Here is an 18,389-nt window from a genome sequence, read left to right on the forward strand (position 1 = left end):
TAGTATGTTACAAAAAATAACAAAAAGTCGTGGGGCTTAACCCGCTTTTCATTTCTTTGTAATCTCTTTGTAAAATCATACACTTTCGTTTCTGTGACCACGCTGTTTATTTAGTAAGCATTATTTTGGTGCAGCAGTTGGTATTTCTTTGCGTAATTTTTAGGCGCTATCATTGTTTTAAGTGATCGATTGTAAATTGGGCATTCTATGGGGAGGCCCGATTGCAATCCGTTTGTGGGGGCGGTTGATCACGCACCGGAATTAGTATCACAAATGACGTGAGTAAAATAATGAAAAAATTAAGCGTTCAAATATTGCTTTTCAAATTGTTGTTTCTTTTTCTACTGGTCAGCTCATTAAACTTTCTTTCATTGTGGATCTGGATTGAGTCTTCCGAGGAGGAGGGGAGGGTTATCAATCTGGCGGGTAAACAGCGCATGTTAACCCAGAAAATGATGAAGGAATCCCTGCTCATCTCGGTCGGCGTACCACTGGAACATAACCTGAAACGTACGATTGAAGAGTTTGAAGCAAACCTGAATGGTTTGCTTTCCGGAGATGAGGGCTTGGGTTTGCCCAGAACCGACTCCGAAACCATTCGCCAGGAGCTGGTTCAGGTTGAAAACTTGTGGCGTAACTACAAGCAAATGATGACAACGCTGTCTGATTCCCATCAGACATTGAGCGTATCAGCGTTGAATACCTACCATACGGAATCCATCAAGATTCTAAAGCAGATGAATTCGGCTGTTTCCTTATTTGAACAGGCCAATAAGGACAAAATGTTGAGTCTACGTAATCGATCAGGCGGTTTATTTGTCTTCTCGCTGGTGTTAGTGCTCGGTTTTTTCCTGTTTATTCGCGCCAATGTCATTCGTCGCTTAAGTACCACCAAAGACAAAATTACCCAGTTGGAATCGGATTTGGACTTACGTCTTCAGCTTCCCGAGGGACGGGAGGATGAGATTGGCAAGATTGTCCGGGCGACCAATAAAATGGTGCAGCGCATCAAGTCATTGTGTGCTCAGTTTCAGTCTGGCTCTGAGCGTATTGCTGTATCATCGACGCAGTTACAAGGCATCTCGGAGCAACAACGTGGTGATATGGAAAACCAGCAACAGGAAACCGAGCTGGTGGCCACAGCGATCGAGGAGTTGCTGCAATCGGTGAACGATATTGCCCAAAATACACAGTTGGCTGCAACCGTGGCCAACGAATGTTTTGACGTGGCCCAGGAAAGCGCACAACTGGTTTCCAGCTCGGTAGAAAATGGCCGTCAATTGGCGCTGGAAATGCAACAAGCCACGGATACGGTGTCATCGTTGGGGCGAGACTCCGAAGCCATTGGTGCAATACTGGTTACCATTCGCAATATCGCAGAGCAAACCAATCTGCTGGCGCTGAATGCGGCGATTGAAGCGGCAAGGGCGGGCGAACATGGTCGGGGTTTCGCGGTTGTGGCGGACGAGGTTAGAACGCTGGCATTGAGCACGCAATCCGCGACTGAGGAAATCAATAACCTGATCGAACGTTTGCAAAATGGTGCCCAGTCCGCTCAAGTTGCTATCGAGCAGGGCGGAGCTCGGTCAGCGAGTTGCCAGTTTGATATCAATCAGATCAGTGATGCCTTGCAGGTGCTGATCGGCAAAATCGATTCCATCAACGGCTTGAATACCCAGGTCGCCAGTGCCACCGAGCAGCAGCGTATGGTGGTCGGTGATATCGGTCAGAATGTTAACAATGTGCGGGATATGACAGTGCGAACCAGTGATTCTGCAATGGAGACGCTGGCGCTGGTTTCTGACCTAGCGGATATGAGCCGGGACTTCAATAAACAAGTTGCAGTTTTCAAAATATAGAACGAACCCATCCTCGGGCTTTACCCGAGGATGGTCAGATGTGAGTGCCAGAACCTTAGCCGTCTGCGTTTATGCTTTCGACGACGGTTTTCAGGTCTGCATCTGCCGAGTCATTAGGGCGTTGACAGGTACCCGCGTTCTGGTGACCACCACCCCCATAGTGTAAGCAAAGCTCACCGATATTGGTGTTGGAAGTCCTGTTCAGAATAGACTTACCGATTGCAAACACGGTATTTTGTTTTTTCAGGCCCCAGAGCACGTGAATTGAAATATTGCACTCAGGGTACAGTGCATAGATCATAAACCGGTTTCCGGCATAAATCGTCTCTTCGTGGCGTAAATCGAGTACCACCAGATTATTGTGCACGGTGGCACAACGTTTAATCTGGTCGACAAATTTATCCTTGTGATCCTGATAGAGATCGACGCGCTCTTTCACATCTGGCAATTGCAGAATTTCTGCTATCGTGTGGTTGTTGCAGTAGTCGATCAGGTGCATCATGAGCTGATAGTTGGACACCGTAAAATCCCGGAATCGACCCAGCCCGGTCCGGGAGTCCATTAAATAGTTCAGCAATACCCAGTCTGTAGGGTTCAGTATTTCATCTTTGTTGAACTGCGCGGAGTCGGCCTTGTCGACGGCCTCCATCATGGCGGTTGAAATCGTGCTGAAGGCGTCCTGGCCGCCGTAGTAGTCGTACACCACACGCGCAGCGGAAGGTGCCTGGGTGTCGATGATATGATTGTCCGGCTTTTCACCGCCGAGGCGAACGATTTCACTGGCGTGATGGTCGAAAGCCAGGTGGGCTTCTTTGACATAGGGCAGGTTGGTTGTGATATCTCTTTCGGTGATATCAATTTTACCGTCTTGCATATCCTTTGGATGGACGAACAGGATATCGTTGATCAGGTCCTTGTTTTTCAAAAGTACTGCGCAAACCAGTCCATCAAAGTCGCTGCGGGTAACCAGCCGGTACTTCTTGTGCTCAGCTTTTGGGGTATTGTCATCCATCATGATTGTTTCTGCTCCTGTGGAGTTGCATCTAGATTTCCTAATAGCATAGTCAAAACCGGGGCGTTTGGGATGCCAGCTGTGTTTGCATGCAGCTCTTAGTGTAGACCTTGAAACGGGTTTGAGCAGGTGTAAGCGGTTAAATTCGCCGCCGGGGCAAGAGTTTACTGTGCATCCTGATTTTCTTGACAGTCCTGCAGTGCTTTTTTCAATACCGTTGTGCCCAGTTCTCGTGCGACCCGGATATTTCGTTCCGGAATCTTTTCCGGATTGTCGACATCTCGCAGTGCCACTTCAAGACTTTCTTCTCGCAGCAGGTGCAATACCGGGAACGGGGAGCGGTTGGTGTAGTTCGCCGGGTCGTCCTGGGGGGCCCCTGCGAATTGATATTCAGGGTGAAAGCTGGCGAGTTGATAGATGCCTTCATAGTCTTGATCAATCAGCAATGCTTCACTGAGTGATAACAATTCGAGGTAATCATCAAACCCGTTAAAGCCGTTTTCGAGAATGATCAGCGTGGTCTCCACCTCCGGCTGATCATCCAGCAGCTGACACTCCTTAAGAAGATGTGTCAGGCAATCTTGTATTCGGTCTTCGGTAATCACGCTGAATCGCACCCGATTCTCGTTTAAAACCGGACGGGCGAATGGACAAAAGTTATACTTTACAATAACGTCATTGACCCATTGTTGTGTCGCCTGAATGGCCTTTACTGACATGACAACTGTTCTCCTGTGTCGTGGATATACTGCTGGAACGGCACGTTTGCCATTTGCCATTGCTGGACTAAGCTTTAGAAATTACGGGTGATTTACAGGTATCCGCTTAAGACCTCGATGCGTTAGGTTACCTGAAGGTCGTGATAAAGCAAACGTTGAGTGTGAAGTATCGCTGAGCTGATATGAGTCGTCGAATCCATATCAATCTCGGATCGGATAACAGTATATAAATCAGTATCACGATTAAACCGGTAACAAAATCGAAAACAAAAACAACAACGGTGCCTGGGAGAAGGTAGACTTGTTTCGCTCTGTGCTTCTGGCTGGTCTGATTCTATTTAACAGTTTGAGTGTCAATGCAACGGAGAGTGTGATTGCCAACTCGTCCAATGCCATTCAATTTTTAAATCTTAATCAGGTGAGAGCCATCTTCAGTCTTCGTGTCCGACAATGGGATGATGGAACCCCGATAACGGTTTTTGTACTGGAAGACCGTCATCCTGCGCATCAGACATTTATTCGTTCTGTGCTCCACATGCTGCCCCATCAACTGCGCCGGCATTGGGATCGCTATATCTATTCGGGTATTGGTCAAGGGCCAATAACTGTTCGAGATGAAACTGCCATGTTGTTGCGTGTCAGTAATACTCCAGGTGCCATCGGCTATCTCCCAGAAGGAATCTCTCATGATCAGGTGCAAATTGTACCCATCCATTAAACGTGTGGGACAGGCACGTAAATGGTTTGGCATTCTCGCCTGTTGCGGATTTGCCGCGTCGATATCGAATGTGACCGCACATGGTCTGGATAATCCGCCGCAATGGCACGGGTTTGCCAATCAGGGCTTTTCTTACACCACTGAAAATAATTTTCTGGGGGAAAGCAGTGAAGGAAGTTTCAAGTTTCTGGAAGCAGGGTTAAATGCTTCCTGGCGTGCGCTGAATACATTGCAGATTTCTGGCCAATTGCTCTATCGTCAAACCGGGAATGCGCCCCCCGACGGTGTTGAAGTTGACTATGCCATCGCAGATTGGCGCGTACTGGATACATTTGACTACGGTTTTGGTGTCCGCGCCGGGCGAATTAAAAACCCCTATGGCTTTTTTAATGAAACCCGCGATGTTGCCGCAACTCGACCCAGTATTTTATTACCCGAGTCGATTTACATTGATTACCTCCGTGAGCTCATGCACTCCTCGGACAGTGTCGGATTATACGGGCACAGTGAATTAGCCGGCGGAACCGCGACCTTCTACGCAGTTTTTGGACGACCGATTCTTTATGATACAACCATACCGGCCATAATTTATACACAAACTCAGGGTAGCCTTGAGGATGAAGCGATTTATTCAGCCCGGGTAGGGTATGAAGATGGTAGTGGTATCTGGCGGGTTGCTGTCAGTGTTGCGGACTTCCGGGCGGATTACCTTGCCGCTGATACGGAACCCCTGTTTGATGGTAAATCCCACATCACACAGTTTTTGTTTTCGGCTGAAGGTTATTGGCAAAATTTCCGTTTGACGGGGGAGTATCAGCGACGATTGATCCGGACTGAGAATGTTTATTTTCCCGGTCTGACGCTGAAAAACAAGGGGGACGGTTATTACCTTCAGTTAAGTTACGATTTTAACGTTCATTTCAGCGCTTATGTGCGCTGGGATCGGATTTACCTGAACAATCAGGATAAAAAAGGTGTCCTGTATGAGGCTCGAACCCAGGAGCCAGCCCATTTCACCTATGCAAAGGATATCACTTGGGGTGCACGCTATGCGATCAATACGAACTGGCTAGTCGGTGCGGAGTATCACCGTGTTGACGGTACCTATTGGCTGCCTGATCTTGAAAATCGTAGTGCGGAAGCGCAGTCCAGCCGATGGGATATGTATTTGCTCCAGGTATCTTATCGGTTTTAATAAAATTGAGAAAAGTTAATAAGAAAATATTTATCAGCCTCCATTGGAAGGCTGCCATGGGGCTTTCGCTCATATTTATGATGTTGATTGGTGTGTTCAGTTACTTCAACGCACAGCAGCTTACTTCATTGTATTCAGAGCAGCGGAAGATCAAGCAGCAGCAGACCGTAGTCGAATTCAACGGCTTGTTGAAAAAAACGGGAATACAGCTGGTCAACCTTGTCGACAGCCTGTCACTGTTAAGTTCACCTAATCCTGATATTCGGGAAAAAATCAGCCTGCACTGGCTATCCCTTGCGATTACCTGGGGGCTTGAAAGTGCTGTACTTATGGACGAAGAAGGTGCCGAAGTGACCAAGTGGGGCAGCCAGCCGCTGGAGCCGACACAGAGTGTTGTCCGCAAAGTGATAACGGATGCAGTGCCACTCCAGGAGCTACGTTGTCATGAAGAGTGTCGCCTGTCACTGATCTCACCGGTGCTTGATGGTGACGGTACGATTCGTTTTCTCCAGCTTACGGCTTCTCTGGCAGATACGATTCTGGATTTTCAGCGCATTACCCAGTCTGATATCGGCATTATCACCCCTTCTGCTTCAGATGCCTATGGCAAGGATAGACTGGGTAAAACCAGCATGCTTATTTCGGCGCTAACCAGTTCGGAAGATCGCTTACCGTTGATTCAAAACCTGGCCAAATTACGTGGTTGGCGGGATACCGATATCGAGGGTATGGACTTTGAGGTGTTTACCCATGACTACCTGGGCGATCAGTTTGAAGTCCAGTTTTTTGCGATCGAAGAGTTCGCCGGTAACCAAGCCTGGGTCGTTGTGATCACCGAAACTTCGGAATTGCAACGGCAGATTGATGAAGCGCGCATGTTGTATACCGTGACCGGTCTGTCTGCAGGCATGATCACTTTGTTTCTGATCGTTTTGGTGTTGTGGCGTCCGATTCGCTCTTTGCAGCGTCAGGCCCGGGCATTACCGCTTTTACCTCAGGGAAAATATGAAGAGGCGCGGGAACGTTTGAAGAAAATGGCACCGAATCGCGTCTTTGCAGATGAGATCAGTTTGCTACAGAGTACGTCCATCAAAGTGACCCATCAATTGGAAGAGTATCACCTCCTGCTCACCCAGAATACGAAAAAATTGTACGATATGGCCCATTTTGATCGGTTGACCGGACTCACCAATCGTGTGCATATGACGGAGATTCTGGAAGACAAGTTCACCAGTGAGGAAGATAAAGATCGTATTTTTGCATTAATGCTGCTGGATCTGGATCACTTCAAGCGGATTAATGATGCTTTGGGGCACAATATCGGTGATCAGTTGCTGGTCATTGTCGCCAAGCGATTGTTATCGAAGATTCGGGCCAGCGATACGATTGCCCGCTTGGGGGGGGATGAGTTCTGTTTGATTCTCAATGGCTTGAAAACGGAAACCGCTGCGGCTGCTGTCGCTCGTAATCTACTCAAAGCCCTGGAAGAACCAATTCACATTGATGACCGGAATCTGACGATCACCGCCAGTATTGGCATTACAATGTCGCCTGCAGACGGGGCGAGTGCATCCAGCCTGCTCCAGAATGCAGACCTGGCGATGTATCAGGCGAAATTCCATGGCCGGGATAACTTCCACTTTTTCAATTTCCAGTTACACAAGGATGCGGATACCCGAATGGCTTTGGAGGTTGAGTTGCGCCGTGCTGTTCAGGACAAAGAGTTTACCCTTTTCTACCAGCCTCAGATCGATTTTGCGACCGGAAGAATCCTTGGCTGTGAAGCCTTGATTCGGTGGAAGCACCCGGAAAAGGGGCTGCTCTCACCGTATTTTTTCATTGATACTCTGGAGAACAACGGGCTGATCGTTCCGGTCGGGAAATGGGTGATGGAAGAAGCCTGTCGACAGTGCTTGATCTGGCGGGAAGACGGCCTGGGTCGAGTGGATATGTCGATCAATTTGTCGCCCCGGCAATTTGCGGATCCAGACTTGTTGGAGCACATTCAAACTGTCGTGAATAAAACGCAGTTAGAACCCAATCAACTTGAAATCGAGGTCACGGAGTCTTTATTGGCCACTGACTTTGATTATGCGGTGACACTCCTTGAAAAGCTGCAGGAAATGAAGATTCACATTGCCATTGATGATTTTGGTACTGGCTATTCTTCATTGAGCTACTTGAAGCAGCTACCACTGGATAAGTTGAAAGTTGATCGTGCTTTTGTAATGGATATTCCCAACAATAATGATGATAAGCAGATAACCGCCGCGATCATTGCCATGGCACACAGTTTGAGTCTGAAAGTGGTTGCCGAAGGGGTGGAAACTGAAGACCAGGCGGCCTTCCTCAAGAGCCTCAAGTGCGAAATCGGACAGGGCTACTTGTATGGCAAACCCATGAGTGCAGAAGCGTTTGCACAATTACTGAAAACTGAGCGGAGCCTGGCTTAGCGGCGCACCGGGGCGCAATATTACGCGCCCTGGCTTTTGGCTTTCCGGAAGAACATTTCGACAGATCCCAGCCTGATTTTATCACCGTCCTGTAATATGCATTTAGTCTGTCTTTTCAAGTTGACGTACAGGCCATTTCTGGAGTCATTGTCCTTGATGCCCCATGTGCCATTTTTGACAATCAGATAACAGTGAATTGTCGAAACGGACACATCAGGTATGCGGATCTGGCAATTCGGGCTTCGTCCGATTTTCCAGTGCTGACTGGTTGAAACAGGCTTTAACAGGAAAACCTCTGACTCGATCAAGCCTGATGAAATGACCAGTGCAGCTCTTGCACCTTGTTGCTTTTGAGCCGCGTTTGATACCAATTCTGCAACCTTGGCCGGAGTGTATTTTTCGGCGCGGAACAGGGTGTCGTCTTCAGCTTTCTCCCAGCCATGTGGTAGCTCGAACTTTTGTCTTATGACTGTCTGGCTGCCGGAAAAACCTTGAATATCGACAGCAGAATCGGCGCTGTTCCAGTCTTTCATGTTCAACTTGCCCATGACGATGGTTGCGTCTTCCCGGTCTTCTTTCAATATGCAGAATTCATTGAAACCCAGGGTGATGACATCGCCATGTTGAAGTGCTGTTTCTTTATCGATTTGAACCTTGTTTACGGTTGTGCCATTGGTCGAGTCCAGGTCGGTGAGTGTCAGGCCGCTGTCTGTCAGGGTCAACCGGGCATGAATTCTGGAGAGATGTGAGGTTTTGATGTCTGGAATCAGAGTCAGGTTTATTTCGCAACTCTGATCCCGTCCGATCACCATGCTGGGTTGGTTGATTTTAAATTCTCGGTCCGGATGGCTGACTGAACGGAGAACGAAAGTGTCTGGCATAGCGTTGTCTCGGCGGTTGCGTGCTTTAGGCTGGTGATCTGTATTGTTATCAGTGTAGACAGAAATCGGTCATGGTGATAACACAGATCACGCAGTAAAGCACCGGCAAGGTTAAGCCAGCTGTTCTTGTAGTGCTTTTTTCCGCTCTTGTCTGGATTGCCGGATAACACTGTAGGCGGCACTGATTCCGAGAGATGCCATGATTAAAGCCACGAGCAAGTCCGGCCATCCTTGTTGTGTTCCGAACACGCCCAACGCTGCGGCGATGACCGCAATGTTGCCGATTGCATCATTTCGACTACAAAGCCAGATGGAGCGTTGATTGGCATCCCCTTCACGATAACGAAACAGAAAATAGGCGACGACTACATTGGCGATCAGTGCCAGCAAGCCTATCGTGCCCATGGTCATGGCCTCAGGCGTGTGCCCGACCCAGGCGGAATAGGCTACTTTGCCGAGTATGCCGAAACCATAAAGTGCCATGGTTATGCCTTTAAACAGGGCTGCGCTCGACCGGGCGAGCAAGCTTGAGCCCACAACGGCGAGGGAGATTGCATAATTTACGGTATCCGAGAAGAAATCCACTGCATCCGCCAGCAGTGAGGCAGAGTTAGCCTGGAATCCGGCGAACAGTTCAATACAAAACATCAGTCCATTGACCCAAAGTGCAAACCAGAGCACTCTCTTGAAGCGTTTGTCTTGGGCTGGCGGGAGTGCGGAACAGCAGTGATTTGACATGTTTTGTCTCCGTTGTTTATGGTTTAGTGTATTAAAAACGCTGTAGCCACTAAAGGGTCAAGCATCATTTTTACTGAATCGGTACGGTCAAAGGTCAAAGCAATGCGAATTGGTGAGTTGGGTAAACTCTGTGGTGTGAAGATTGAAACTATCCGCTATTATGAACGAGAGGGTTTACTTCCCGAGCCCACACGAGAACATAATGGCTATCGTCGTTACAGCCAATCCCATTTGGAAAGGTTGTCATTTATCCGGCATTGTCGGGTGTTGGATATGCCGCTGGAGGATATTCGAGTCTTGCTCGAATTTATGCAGTCACCCCCGGACCAGTGTCAAGAGATTGATGAATTACTGGAAAAGCAGCTTGTTAGAGTTCAAACACGCCTTCTGTCACTTCATGCGCTTCAGAATCAATTGCAACAATTGCGGGCTCAGTGCGTGGACGGCGCGAGTATGGAGCCCTGTGGCATACTTGAAGAACTTGTTTCTGCTGCCAAAGGTGAAGGGTGCATTTGCCACAGCGATTGAGCTGAAGTGTGGTGAGAGGTGTTAAGTGCCCGGTAAAGACATCAGAACCGAAGAGGGGGTGAAGGCGATTTTCGCCCGCGTAAATGCTTTTTTGGGCCATGGGGTGGAATGGGGGCCACTGAAGCACGAAGATTCTGCCGGAATAAGTAATCTTTTATTTCGTGGCGGGTATGAACAGGAACGCTTGGTACTGCGAATTAACGTCAGTGAGAAACGAAGTTTCGGTGTATCAAGGCATCTGGAAGCTGTGGTACTGGCGATGATTGAAGGCTATGACTGGGCTCCAAAAATTGTTCATAACGCATGGCGGGAGGGCTGGTGTCTCATGAAGGATTATGAAGGCATGGGCAGCACACCAACCCTGGGTGATGATTACTTCAATATACAACATCAAATACTTTGTGCCGTGAATGACTGGCAGAGCATTCCACATCTACCGGAAGCCGACTACGACTATGACGCGCTTTTTCGGCGCTATCGGCGCGCGGTTGCCCGTTTTCCCATCGGCCACACCCGCAGTTTCTGTCTGGATTTGTTGACACAAATTGAATCCGGTTTGACGGAACTCCCTGAAGTGCCGGTTTGCCTGACCCATCATGATCTGCATCCGGGTAACGTGTGTTGGTCCCATGGACAACCGATTATTCTGGATTGGGAGTATGGTGGATTTGGAAATCCATGGTTTGATGCGCAAGCGCTGCACAGCCAGTTCGGGGTGTCCCCTGCGGTAATTCAGAACCTGACGGCATTCGAAAGCCTCTCGAACAAAGACTTTATTTCAGGTCTGGCGGAGGTGCAATGGATTGCGGAAGCACTGGGAGAGATTTGGTTGTTGGTGAAAAGCGAAGGGGTCGCGATTGATGTTGAAAGCGACCCCGAGCTTTAGCACGTCACCGGCGTATTTATTACACGCCGAGTTTGTCTGCGATGCGCCCACCTTCCTCTGTGAAAACTAACCAGCCCAGTATAAAGCCACTACCAATCGCGGTGGTCACGCCGCTGATAAAGTAAACCAAGGCATTTGTGCCACTCAGGTCATGGAATACCGGTGCAAAGTTAACGGTCAGCAGTTTCGCGGTGACGCCCATGGTCAATGCGGCCAGCAATATGGTTCCTTTAATGCCATCTTTTGCAGTGACTCTGCCGACCAGAATCAGATCAAGCAGTACACCCAGAACCGCCCCCATACCGATACCGCCAAAACCGACAATCCAGATGAATGGGGTGAGCAGGGAGTGGCTGGTTTCGGCCATCAAAGCATAGAAAAAGAATGTGATTAATTCTAATCCGACGCTCACAAAAATAGACAGTACCAGAGGGCGGGTAAACATTGCACGTTGAGTTTCCATTGGCAAACGCTCCTAATCAGTGATGCTTCTAAATTGTTTGGGTATCGGGGGCGCGTTGTGAGCCCCTTTGATGGATACAGTGTCGCTCAGATTGTTTTTTTAGTCAACGACTGTACACTGAAAAAGTGCCAGTTAATTGTGAAAAATTGTTATAGGTCAATTTTGCAGAGTTTTGAGATCCATAAATAGCTATATATAACAACGTTTTAGGGTTTTTTATTCCCGTTGTTATCTTTTTTGTGCTTTGTGTTTAAGTGTTTTTTGTGTGCAAGTGTGTATTGTTTGTTGCACTGGTTTTTAGCGAGGAGGGGGGCTTTAAACTACCGTTGTGTTACATCGATCAATTTCGGGGCGGGTAGTACGGTAGATTGCACAATTTTAAACAAGCCACCAGCTGGCAAGGCCCAGAAAGATCAGAAAGCCCATACTGTCGGTTACGAAAGTCAGAATAACACTGGCGCCCATGGCGGGATCGCGCCCCATTTTATCCAGCATCACCGGTACTGCAATACCGGTGAGTGCAGCAATGACCAGGTTCATGAGCGTTGCGCTCGCCATGACCAGAGCGAGGCCGAGCTGGCCATAGAGCAGGAAGGCTACTGTTCCCAGTACCGATCCCCAGAGCACGCCATTCAAGAGACTGATGGAGAGTTCTTTACCAATAAGATAGCGTAGATTGTTGCGATGGATTTGGTCGAGCGCGAGTGAGCGGATAAATAACGCAACGGTTTGATTACCCGTATTCCCGCCAACACTAGCAATGATTGGCATCAGCGTAGCAAGTGCGACCAAGGCGGCAATCGCATCCTCGAACAGGGCAATAAAGCGCGTGGCAATGAACGCTGTAATCAGGTTGATACACAACCAGAGCCAGCGCGTCTGGGCGCTTTCCCACACGGAGCTGAATAAGTCCGCTTTACCGGTCAAGCCGCCTTTCGCCAATGTGGCTTCCTCATTGCGTTCGCGAACATAATCCATTACCGACTCGACCGTCAGTCGGCCCACAACCCGCCGCTTTTCATCGATAACCGGCGCTGAAATCAAATCATAACGATCAAACGCGTAGGCGGCGGAGTCCGCGTCTTCCATAGGTGAAAAGGTGACCGGAGATTGCTGCATCACATTTTTCACTTGTTCGTTACCCGGGTGACGGAGCAGGGCTGTGATCGGCAACAAGCCAACCAGGTGGTGGTGTTTTACAACAAACAGTTTGTCAACCTGATCCGGAATCGAATCAAGATCGCGAAAATCGTTTATAACCTGATCCAGCGGTGATTCGGGGTCAATCAGGACCGCATCATTACTCATCAGCGTGCCGACTGTATCCTCAGGATAAGACAGCGTGGTCTCCAGCCATTGTCGCTCTTCGGCTTCCAGTTGGGCTTTGGCCTGTTGTAAAACGTCCGGTGAAATATAACTGGCAATCTCAGGCCAGTCATCGGTATCCATTAGTGCCAGCAAGCTGAGCAGTCGACCTTGGGTTGTGTGTTCCAGTACGTCTTCACATGCTGCCGGATTCAGTTCCAGAACGACGGCAGCAGCACTGGATTCAGTCAGCATATTCCACACCAGCAGGCGCACATCATGGGGCACCATTTCCAGTAGATGGGCAGTATCGGCTGCATTGAGTTGTTTCAGTTTGCGATAGAGTTCGGCTTCATGCTGGCGATGTACAAGGTTGTCCAGCAAGCTGTTTTTCGTCTGCTGTTGGCGGGCATTGATATTCTCTACCAGAGTCTGCCGGCGCAATAAATCCAGAATGGGGCTGATGCTGTCCTGGAGACGATCCGGTGCAGGAATGTCCATCGTGAGGTTTTGCGCCTTTGGATCTGCCATGATTTTACTGCCATACAAAACGAAAAACTGAATGCGGAATGGTCTGGATCAATTCCGGGGTGGGTTCATGATAATATACCGTTTTTTAAGTTTCGTTAAGGCTTGGTATGACTCAACCAGAAAACAATAAACAGGGTAAACAGGCTGCTGCACCTTGTCGTAATGCGCTTGCTCGTGAGTTGTTCCGAATGACTTGGCCGATGTTGTTTGGTGTGTTGTCTTTGATGAGCTTTCAGTTGGCCGACAGTGCATTTATCGGACAGCTCGGGGTGCTTCCTCTGGCAGCTCAGGGCTTTACTGTGCCGATGTATCAGTTGGTTATCGGTTTTCAAGTTGGGTTGGGGATTGCAACAACAGCAGTTATTTCCCGGGCATTGGGCGCTAAAGATCAGCCTTTCGCCCGTTTGCTGGCCGGTGCGGTGGTGTTACTGGGCGCGGTGTTGATCGGATTACTATGTCTGTTGATCTGGTTTCTGCGGGACTTGATATTGCGAGGGTTAGGGGCCGGTCCCGAAGTTTATCCTGCCGTGGCTGAGTATTGGTCTGTTTGGTTGCCCAGTGCCTGGGTTGGGGCCATGGTTTACTTTGGTTACAGCATTTCTCGCGCGAATGGCAATACACTTTTGCCGGGCTGGCTGATGGTGTTTACCAGCTTGCTCAATATCGTGCTCGACCCGATCTTTATTTTTGTTTTCGAATTCGGGTTGCCTGGTGCCGCGATGGCAACACTACTCAGTTTTACTTTGGGTGGTTTGATCGTCTACCCAAAGGTGCTTCAACACGGATGGTTGCTGATTCAGTGGCAGCGACAACGATTAATGGTTGCGAGCAGGCGACTACTGCATATTATGGCGCCCGCGATGTTGAGCCAATTGCTACCGTCAATTTCTGCGTTACTCGCGACGGCTTTGTTGGCCAGCTATGGGGAGAGTGCTGTCGGTGCCTGGGGTCTCGGCACTCGTTTTGAGTTTTTTTCGATCGTCATCGTTCTGGCTTTAACCATGTCGATGCCGCCGATGGTGGGTCGCCTATTGGGTAAACAGGACTTTCAAAGCATTCGCACTTTGGTGAATATGGCCGTTATTTTTGTGCTCGGCTTGCAAGCCTTGATTGGTGTTATCTGGTGGGTGAGTGCCGAGCCATTGTCTGAATTGTTCTCCTCAGATGTTGAGATTACCAATATTCTGGCGCTTTATATCCAAACTATGCCGTTGAGCTATGGCCCACTTGGGGTTTGTATTCTGATGGTATCGGTAAATAATGCGCTGGGTTTACCCATGCGGGCGCTGTTAACCTCGTTGTTTCGGCTGTTTCTGTGTTATCTGCCATTCCTTTGGCTTGGCTCACACTTTTATGGGCTTTCAGGTGTGTTCTGGGGGGGCATGGTAGGTAATTGTGTTGCCGGTTTTATGGCTTGGAGTTTGTACAAGCAGGGCATTAGACTTTTGTCTAACAAAGAAAAAATATAACGACCTTGTCAACTTTTCGTAACAAAACCTTCATAACTCCACTCTAGTCTTTGCCCCCAAGTGTGAGGCGTTTTACCCAACTTGCTCAGGTCGGATGATGGATTCCCGGCCTGATTCATTTCAGAGTTCCAGTGTGCTTTCTCTCAGGATGCCCCCTTGTTCCATATCGAACATCGGGCGGTATTTGTGTGCCTGATTAACAGGCATGTGTGATTTGTCGGACAGGCTTTACCTGGACAGGTTTTCAAAATCCCGGGCAGGTTGTCAAATGCACGGAGCTCTGAACACGTGTGAAATTTACCGTTATCCAGAGGTTTTCATGATAAAAAAAGCGTTCAGATTGTCTGCGCTCGCGATTTCTGTTGGTCTGGCCACGCCGGCATTGGCCGATTTGCCTGCTGTCCAGTCTCAAAGTAGCTGGTATACCGATGCAGAAAACGTATTGATGTCCAAAATCAACAAAGCCCGCAACACAGGTAAAGCAAAAAATGTCATCCTGTTCGTTGGTGATGGTATGGGAATTTCCACGCTGACTGCGGCGCGTATTCTGGAAGGCCAGCAAAAAGGAATGTCCGGAGAGGAGCATCAACTCAGCTTTGAATCGTTCCCGTATTCTGCACTGGTCAAGACCTATAATACCAACCAGCAGACGCCCGACTCTGCGGGTACCATGACGGCGATGATTTCGGGTGTCAAGACGAAAGCCGGTGTAATCGGTATAGCCGAGAATGGCTTGCGTGCGGACTGTGAGTCGTCGCAGGGCTATGAGCTGGTTTCAGCGCTGGAACTTGCGGAGAAGAAAGGTAAGGCAACCGGTGTCGTTACTACTGCCCGTCTGACTCACGCAACACCAGCGGCAGCCTATGCAAATGCGCCGGAGCGTAACTGGGAAGATATCTCTGATATGCCTCAGGAAGCAATTGACGCTGGCTGTAAAGATATTGCATCACAATTGATCGACTTCTCCGCAGGTGATGGTATTGATGTTGCTATGGGTGGCGGCCGACGTCACTTCCTGCCTAAAGACGCGGCCTTTGATACTGGCGACGGCGGTTCTCCAGAGGGGGATCGAAGCGATGGCCGAAACCTGCCGGAAGAGTGGAAGAATAAAACGAATGGTACCTATGTAATTGATCAAGCCGGTTTTGATGCGGTTGATCCAGCGAGCACCTCAAAATTATTAGGTTTGTTCAACGAGTCTCACATGCGTTATGAAGCAGATCGCGGAAACGATGTTCTGGGTGAGCCTTCGTTAAGCGAGATGACCGCCAAAGCAATCGATATTCTGGATAACGATAATGACGGTTTTGTTCTGGTCGTCGAGTCCGGACGTATCGATCACGGTCACCACGCGGGTACTGCTTTCAATGCCTTGACGGACACCATTGAATTCGCAAAAGCGGTCGAGGCTGCAGATAATATGACGAGTGACGATGATACTTTGATCATTGTTACTGCGGATCACAGTCATGTATTCACGATTGCAGGTTACCCCACACGAGGCAACCCGATTCTGGGCAAGGTGGTAACAAATGATTCCAGTGGTGCACCGCAATCTACTCCTGCGCTGGCAGGAGATGATATGCCATACACAACTCTGGGCTACACCAATGGTCTGGGATTCGCGACGCTGGGTAACGAAACCGATGGCGATGTACGTTATAGCACTGGGGCTGTAGCGGGTCGACAGAATCTGACCAATGTTGATACCCAATCTTCAGGCTACCATCAGGAAACTTTGGTGCCCATGTCCTCCGAAACTCACGCGGGTGAAGATATCTCTGTGCACGCTTCTGGGCCCGGTGCCTATATGTTCCAAGGTGTTATCGAGCAAAGCATGATTTATCACGTACTGAACGAAGCCGCTGATTTAGGTGGTGAGCGTTACTAATCCTGTCGAGTCTTGGGCCGGGTCAAAGCACCCGGCTTGATGAAAACTGAATAAGCACAGAATTTTTCGAGGTTTATACATGAATAAAAAGCTCCTGGCGACTGCGTTAGCAGCGGCGATGACATTGGGCGTGACCGGATGTGGTGATGACGATGATGATAACTCCAGTACTCCGAATACCCCTCAGCGTGATATGAGTGCAGCCAATAGCTGGATTGAAGCGGGTGAAAAAGCGGTAGCAGAGGCTGCAAAACGCACGGTAAACAACAATCGTGGTGCGGCGAAAAACATCATTCTGTTCGTGGGTGATGGTATGGGTGTTTCGACTGTGACCGCAGCACGTATTCTGGACGGTCAGCTGAAAGGTGGCACCGGGGAAGAGAACTTGCTGAGTTTTGATCGGTTCCCGTATACCGGTTTGTCCAAAACCTATAACACTAATCAACAGACTCCCGATTCTGCCGGTACCATGACCGCGATGATGTCTGGTGTAAAAACCAAAGCAGGTGTAATTGGTGTTGCCGAAGGTGTGGTTCGAGCGGATTGTGAATCGACCAAAGGTTTGGAATTGATGACGGCGATAGAGCTTGCGGAAATGGCAGGCAAGGCAACCGGTGTTGTGAGTACTGCACGTATCACGCACGCAACACCCGCAGCAACTTATGCAAAATCGCCCGAGCGAAACTGGGAAGACGTGTCGGATATGCCCCCGGAGGCGGTAGCAGCAGGTTGTAAAGACATCGCGGCACAGCTGGTTGAGTTTTCCTATGGCGATGGTATCGATGTCATGATGGGTGGTGGACGTCGTCACTTCATCCCAAAAGATGCTGCTTTCGATACGGGTGATGGTGGTTCACCTGAAGGTGATCGTACTGATGGCCGTAACCTCCCTCAAGAGTGGGTTGATGCAACCGGTGGAACTTACGTTGTCGATCAAGCAGGTTTTGATGCGGTGAACGCTGAGCAAACCAATAAATTATTCGGATTGTTCAATGAGTCTCACATGCGTTACGAAGCGGACCGCGCAAACGATATTCTGGGTGAGCCATCATTGTCTGAAATGACTGAAAAAGCGATTAATATCCTTAACAATGATTCTGACGGCTTCTTCTTGATGGTCGAGTCCGGCCGTATAGACCACGGGCATCACGCCGGTAGTGCATATAACGCGTTGACAGATACTATCGAATTTGCAAATGCGGTACAGAAAGCGAAAGATCTGACCAATGATGAAGATACGCTGATCATTGTTACTGCAGATCACAGCCACGTTTTCACCATTGCTGGGTATCCAACGCGAGGCAACCCGATTTTGGGTAAAGTTGTGACGAACGACTCAAACGGGTTGGCAAAATCTGAGCCTGCACTGGCGGGTGATGATTTGCCCTACACGACATTGGGATACACCAATGGTCTGGGTTACGCAGACCTGGGTGCTGAAACAGATGGCGATGTTCGTTACAACTCGGCTGCAGATGCGGGGCGTAAGGATCTGACCACTATCGATACCCAATCTCCTGGATATCACCAGGAAGCGTTGGTACCAATGGGCTCTGAAACCCATGCGGGTGAAGATGTGGGTATTTATGCGACAGGTCCCGGAGCACATTTGTTAACGGGTACCGTTGAGCAAAACCTGATTTACCATGTAATGAATTATGCTGGAAATCTGGAAAACAAGTAATCGCATACTGATGCATGCTTGAGTAAGGGAAGCGGTTTGCCGCTTCCCGATTTGGTT

15 protein-coding genes are annotated in these 18,389 nt (G+C 49.1%); 9 read left to right on the plus strand and 6 right to left on the minus strand.

Annotated features, from left to right (window positions below; translation table 11 throughout):
* Positions 1–290: 290 nt before the first annotated feature.
* Positions 291–1,859, plus strand: coding sequence for a methyl-accepting chemotaxis protein (locus tag OLMES_RS08245; protein WP_087460822.1), 1,569 nt, complete (start codon positions 291–293; stop codon positions 1,857–1,859).
* A gap of 55 nt (positions 1,860–1,914) precedes the next feature.
* Here the strand turns inward: OLMES_RS08245 and OLMES_RS08250 are convergent, their stop codons facing one another.
* Positions 1,915–2,874, minus strand: coding sequence for an exopolyphosphatase (locus OLMES_RS08250; protein ID WP_232465294.1), 960 nt, complete (start codon positions 2,872–2,874; stop codon positions 1,915–1,917).
* Between the two features lie 161 nt (positions 2,875–3,035).
* A complete protein-coding gene (locus OLMES_RS08255; protein WP_087460823.1) occupies positions 3,036–3,590 on the minus strand; it encodes a DUF1415 domain-containing protein in 555 nt (184 codons plus the stop codon).
* 301 nt (positions 3,591–3,891) lie between these two features.
* On the opposite strand from OLMES_RS08255, the gene OLMES_RS08260 reads away from it, so the two are divergent.
* From OLMES_RS08260 to OLMES_RS08270, 3 genes are read left to right on the plus strand one after another with little or no spacing between them, the layout of a single operon-like run.
* Complete coding sequence (locus OLMES_RS08260) at positions 3,892–4,308, plus strand: type 2 periplasmic-binding domain-containing protein (protein ID WP_087460824.1); 417 nt, start codon at positions 3,892–3,894, stop codon at positions 4,306–4,308.
* A complete protein-coding gene (locus OLMES_RS08265) occupies positions 4,277–5,503 on the plus strand; it encodes a hypothetical protein (protein ID WP_087460825.1) in 1,227 nt (408 codons plus the stop codon). The genes OLMES_RS08260 and OLMES_RS08265 overlap by 32 nt, the downstream gene beginning before the upstream one ends.
* A 56-nt stretch (positions 5,504–5,559) precedes the next feature.
* Complete coding sequence (locus tag OLMES_RS08270; RefSeq protein WP_198343270.1) at positions 5,560–7,956, plus strand: putative bifunctional diguanylate cyclase/phosphodiesterase; 2,397 nt, start codon at positions 5,560–5,562, stop codon at positions 7,954–7,956.
* A gap of 20 nt (positions 7,957–7,976) precedes the next feature.
* On the opposite strand, the gene OLMES_RS08275 is transcribed toward OLMES_RS08270, so the two are convergent.
* The gene (locus OLMES_RS08275) at positions 7,977–8,837 is read right to left on the minus strand and encodes an FHA domain-containing protein (protein WP_087460827.1); all 861 of its coding nucleotides are present in this window, start codon (positions 8,835–8,837) and stop codon (positions 7,977–7,979) included.
* Between the two features lie 111 nt (positions 8,838–8,948).
* Positions 8,949–9,575 carry a cation transporter gene (locus tag OLMES_RS08280; RefSeq protein ID WP_087460828.1) on the minus strand — a complete coding sequence of 209 codons (627 nt, stop codon included), beginning with the start codon at positions 9,573–9,575 and terminating at the stop codon, positions 8,949–8,951.
* Positions 9,576–9,677: 102 nt separating this feature from the next.
* On the opposite strand from OLMES_RS08280, the gene cadR reads away from it, so the two are divergent.
* The gene (gene cadR, locus OLMES_RS08285; protein ID WP_087460829.1) at positions 9,678–10,103 is read left to right on the plus strand and encodes a Cd(II)/Pb(II)-responsive transcriptional regulator; all 426 of its coding nucleotides are present in this window, start codon (positions 9,678–9,680) and stop codon (positions 10,101–10,103) included.
* Between the two features lie 25 nt (positions 10,104–10,128).
* Complete coding sequence (locus OLMES_RS08290) at positions 10,129–10,989, plus strand: phosphotransferase (RefSeq protein WP_087460830.1); 861 nt, start codon at positions 10,129–10,131, stop codon at positions 10,987–10,989.
* A gap of 19 nt (positions 10,990–11,008) precedes the next feature.
* On the opposite strand, the gene OLMES_RS08295 is transcribed toward OLMES_RS08290, so the two are convergent.
* Entirely contained in the window at positions 11,009–11,452 is a 444-nt protein-coding gene (locus OLMES_RS08295) for a hypothetical protein (protein ID WP_087460831.1), read from the minus strand.
* A 378-nt stretch (positions 11,453–11,830) separates the two neighbouring features.
* Positions 11,831–13,288, minus strand: coding sequence for a magnesium transporter (mgtE, locus tag OLMES_RS08300; RefSeq protein ID WP_087460832.1), 1,458 nt, complete (start codon positions 13,286–13,288; stop codon positions 11,831–11,833).
* Between the two features lie 107 nt (positions 13,289–13,395).
* On the opposite strand from mgtE, the gene OLMES_RS08305 reads away from it, so the two are divergent.
* The 3 genes from OLMES_RS08305 (at position 13,396) to OLMES_RS08315 (ending at position 18,332) form a co-directional block, all read left to right on the plus strand.
* The gene (locus OLMES_RS08305; protein WP_087460833.1) at positions 13,396–14,757 is read left to right on the plus strand and encodes an MATE family efflux transporter; all 1,362 of its coding nucleotides are present in this window, start codon (positions 13,396–13,398) and stop codon (positions 14,755–14,757) included.
* 319 nt (positions 14,758–15,076) lie between these two features.
* Complete coding sequence (locus tag OLMES_RS08310; protein WP_087464393.1) at positions 15,077–16,648, plus strand: alkaline phosphatase; 1,572 nt, start codon at positions 15,077–15,079, stop codon at positions 16,646–16,648.
* A gap of 79 nt (positions 16,649–16,727) precedes the next feature.
* A complete protein-coding gene (locus OLMES_RS08315; RefSeq protein ID WP_087460834.1) occupies positions 16,728–18,332 on the plus strand; it encodes an alkaline phosphatase in 1,605 nt (534 codons plus the stop codon).
* Positions 18,333–18,389: the final 57 nt, after the last annotated feature.

The organism is Oleiphilus messinensis, from assembly GCF_002162375.1.
Lineage (GTDB): Bacteria > Pseudomonadota > Gammaproteobacteria > Pseudomonadales > Oleiphilaceae > Oleiphilus > Oleiphilus messinensis.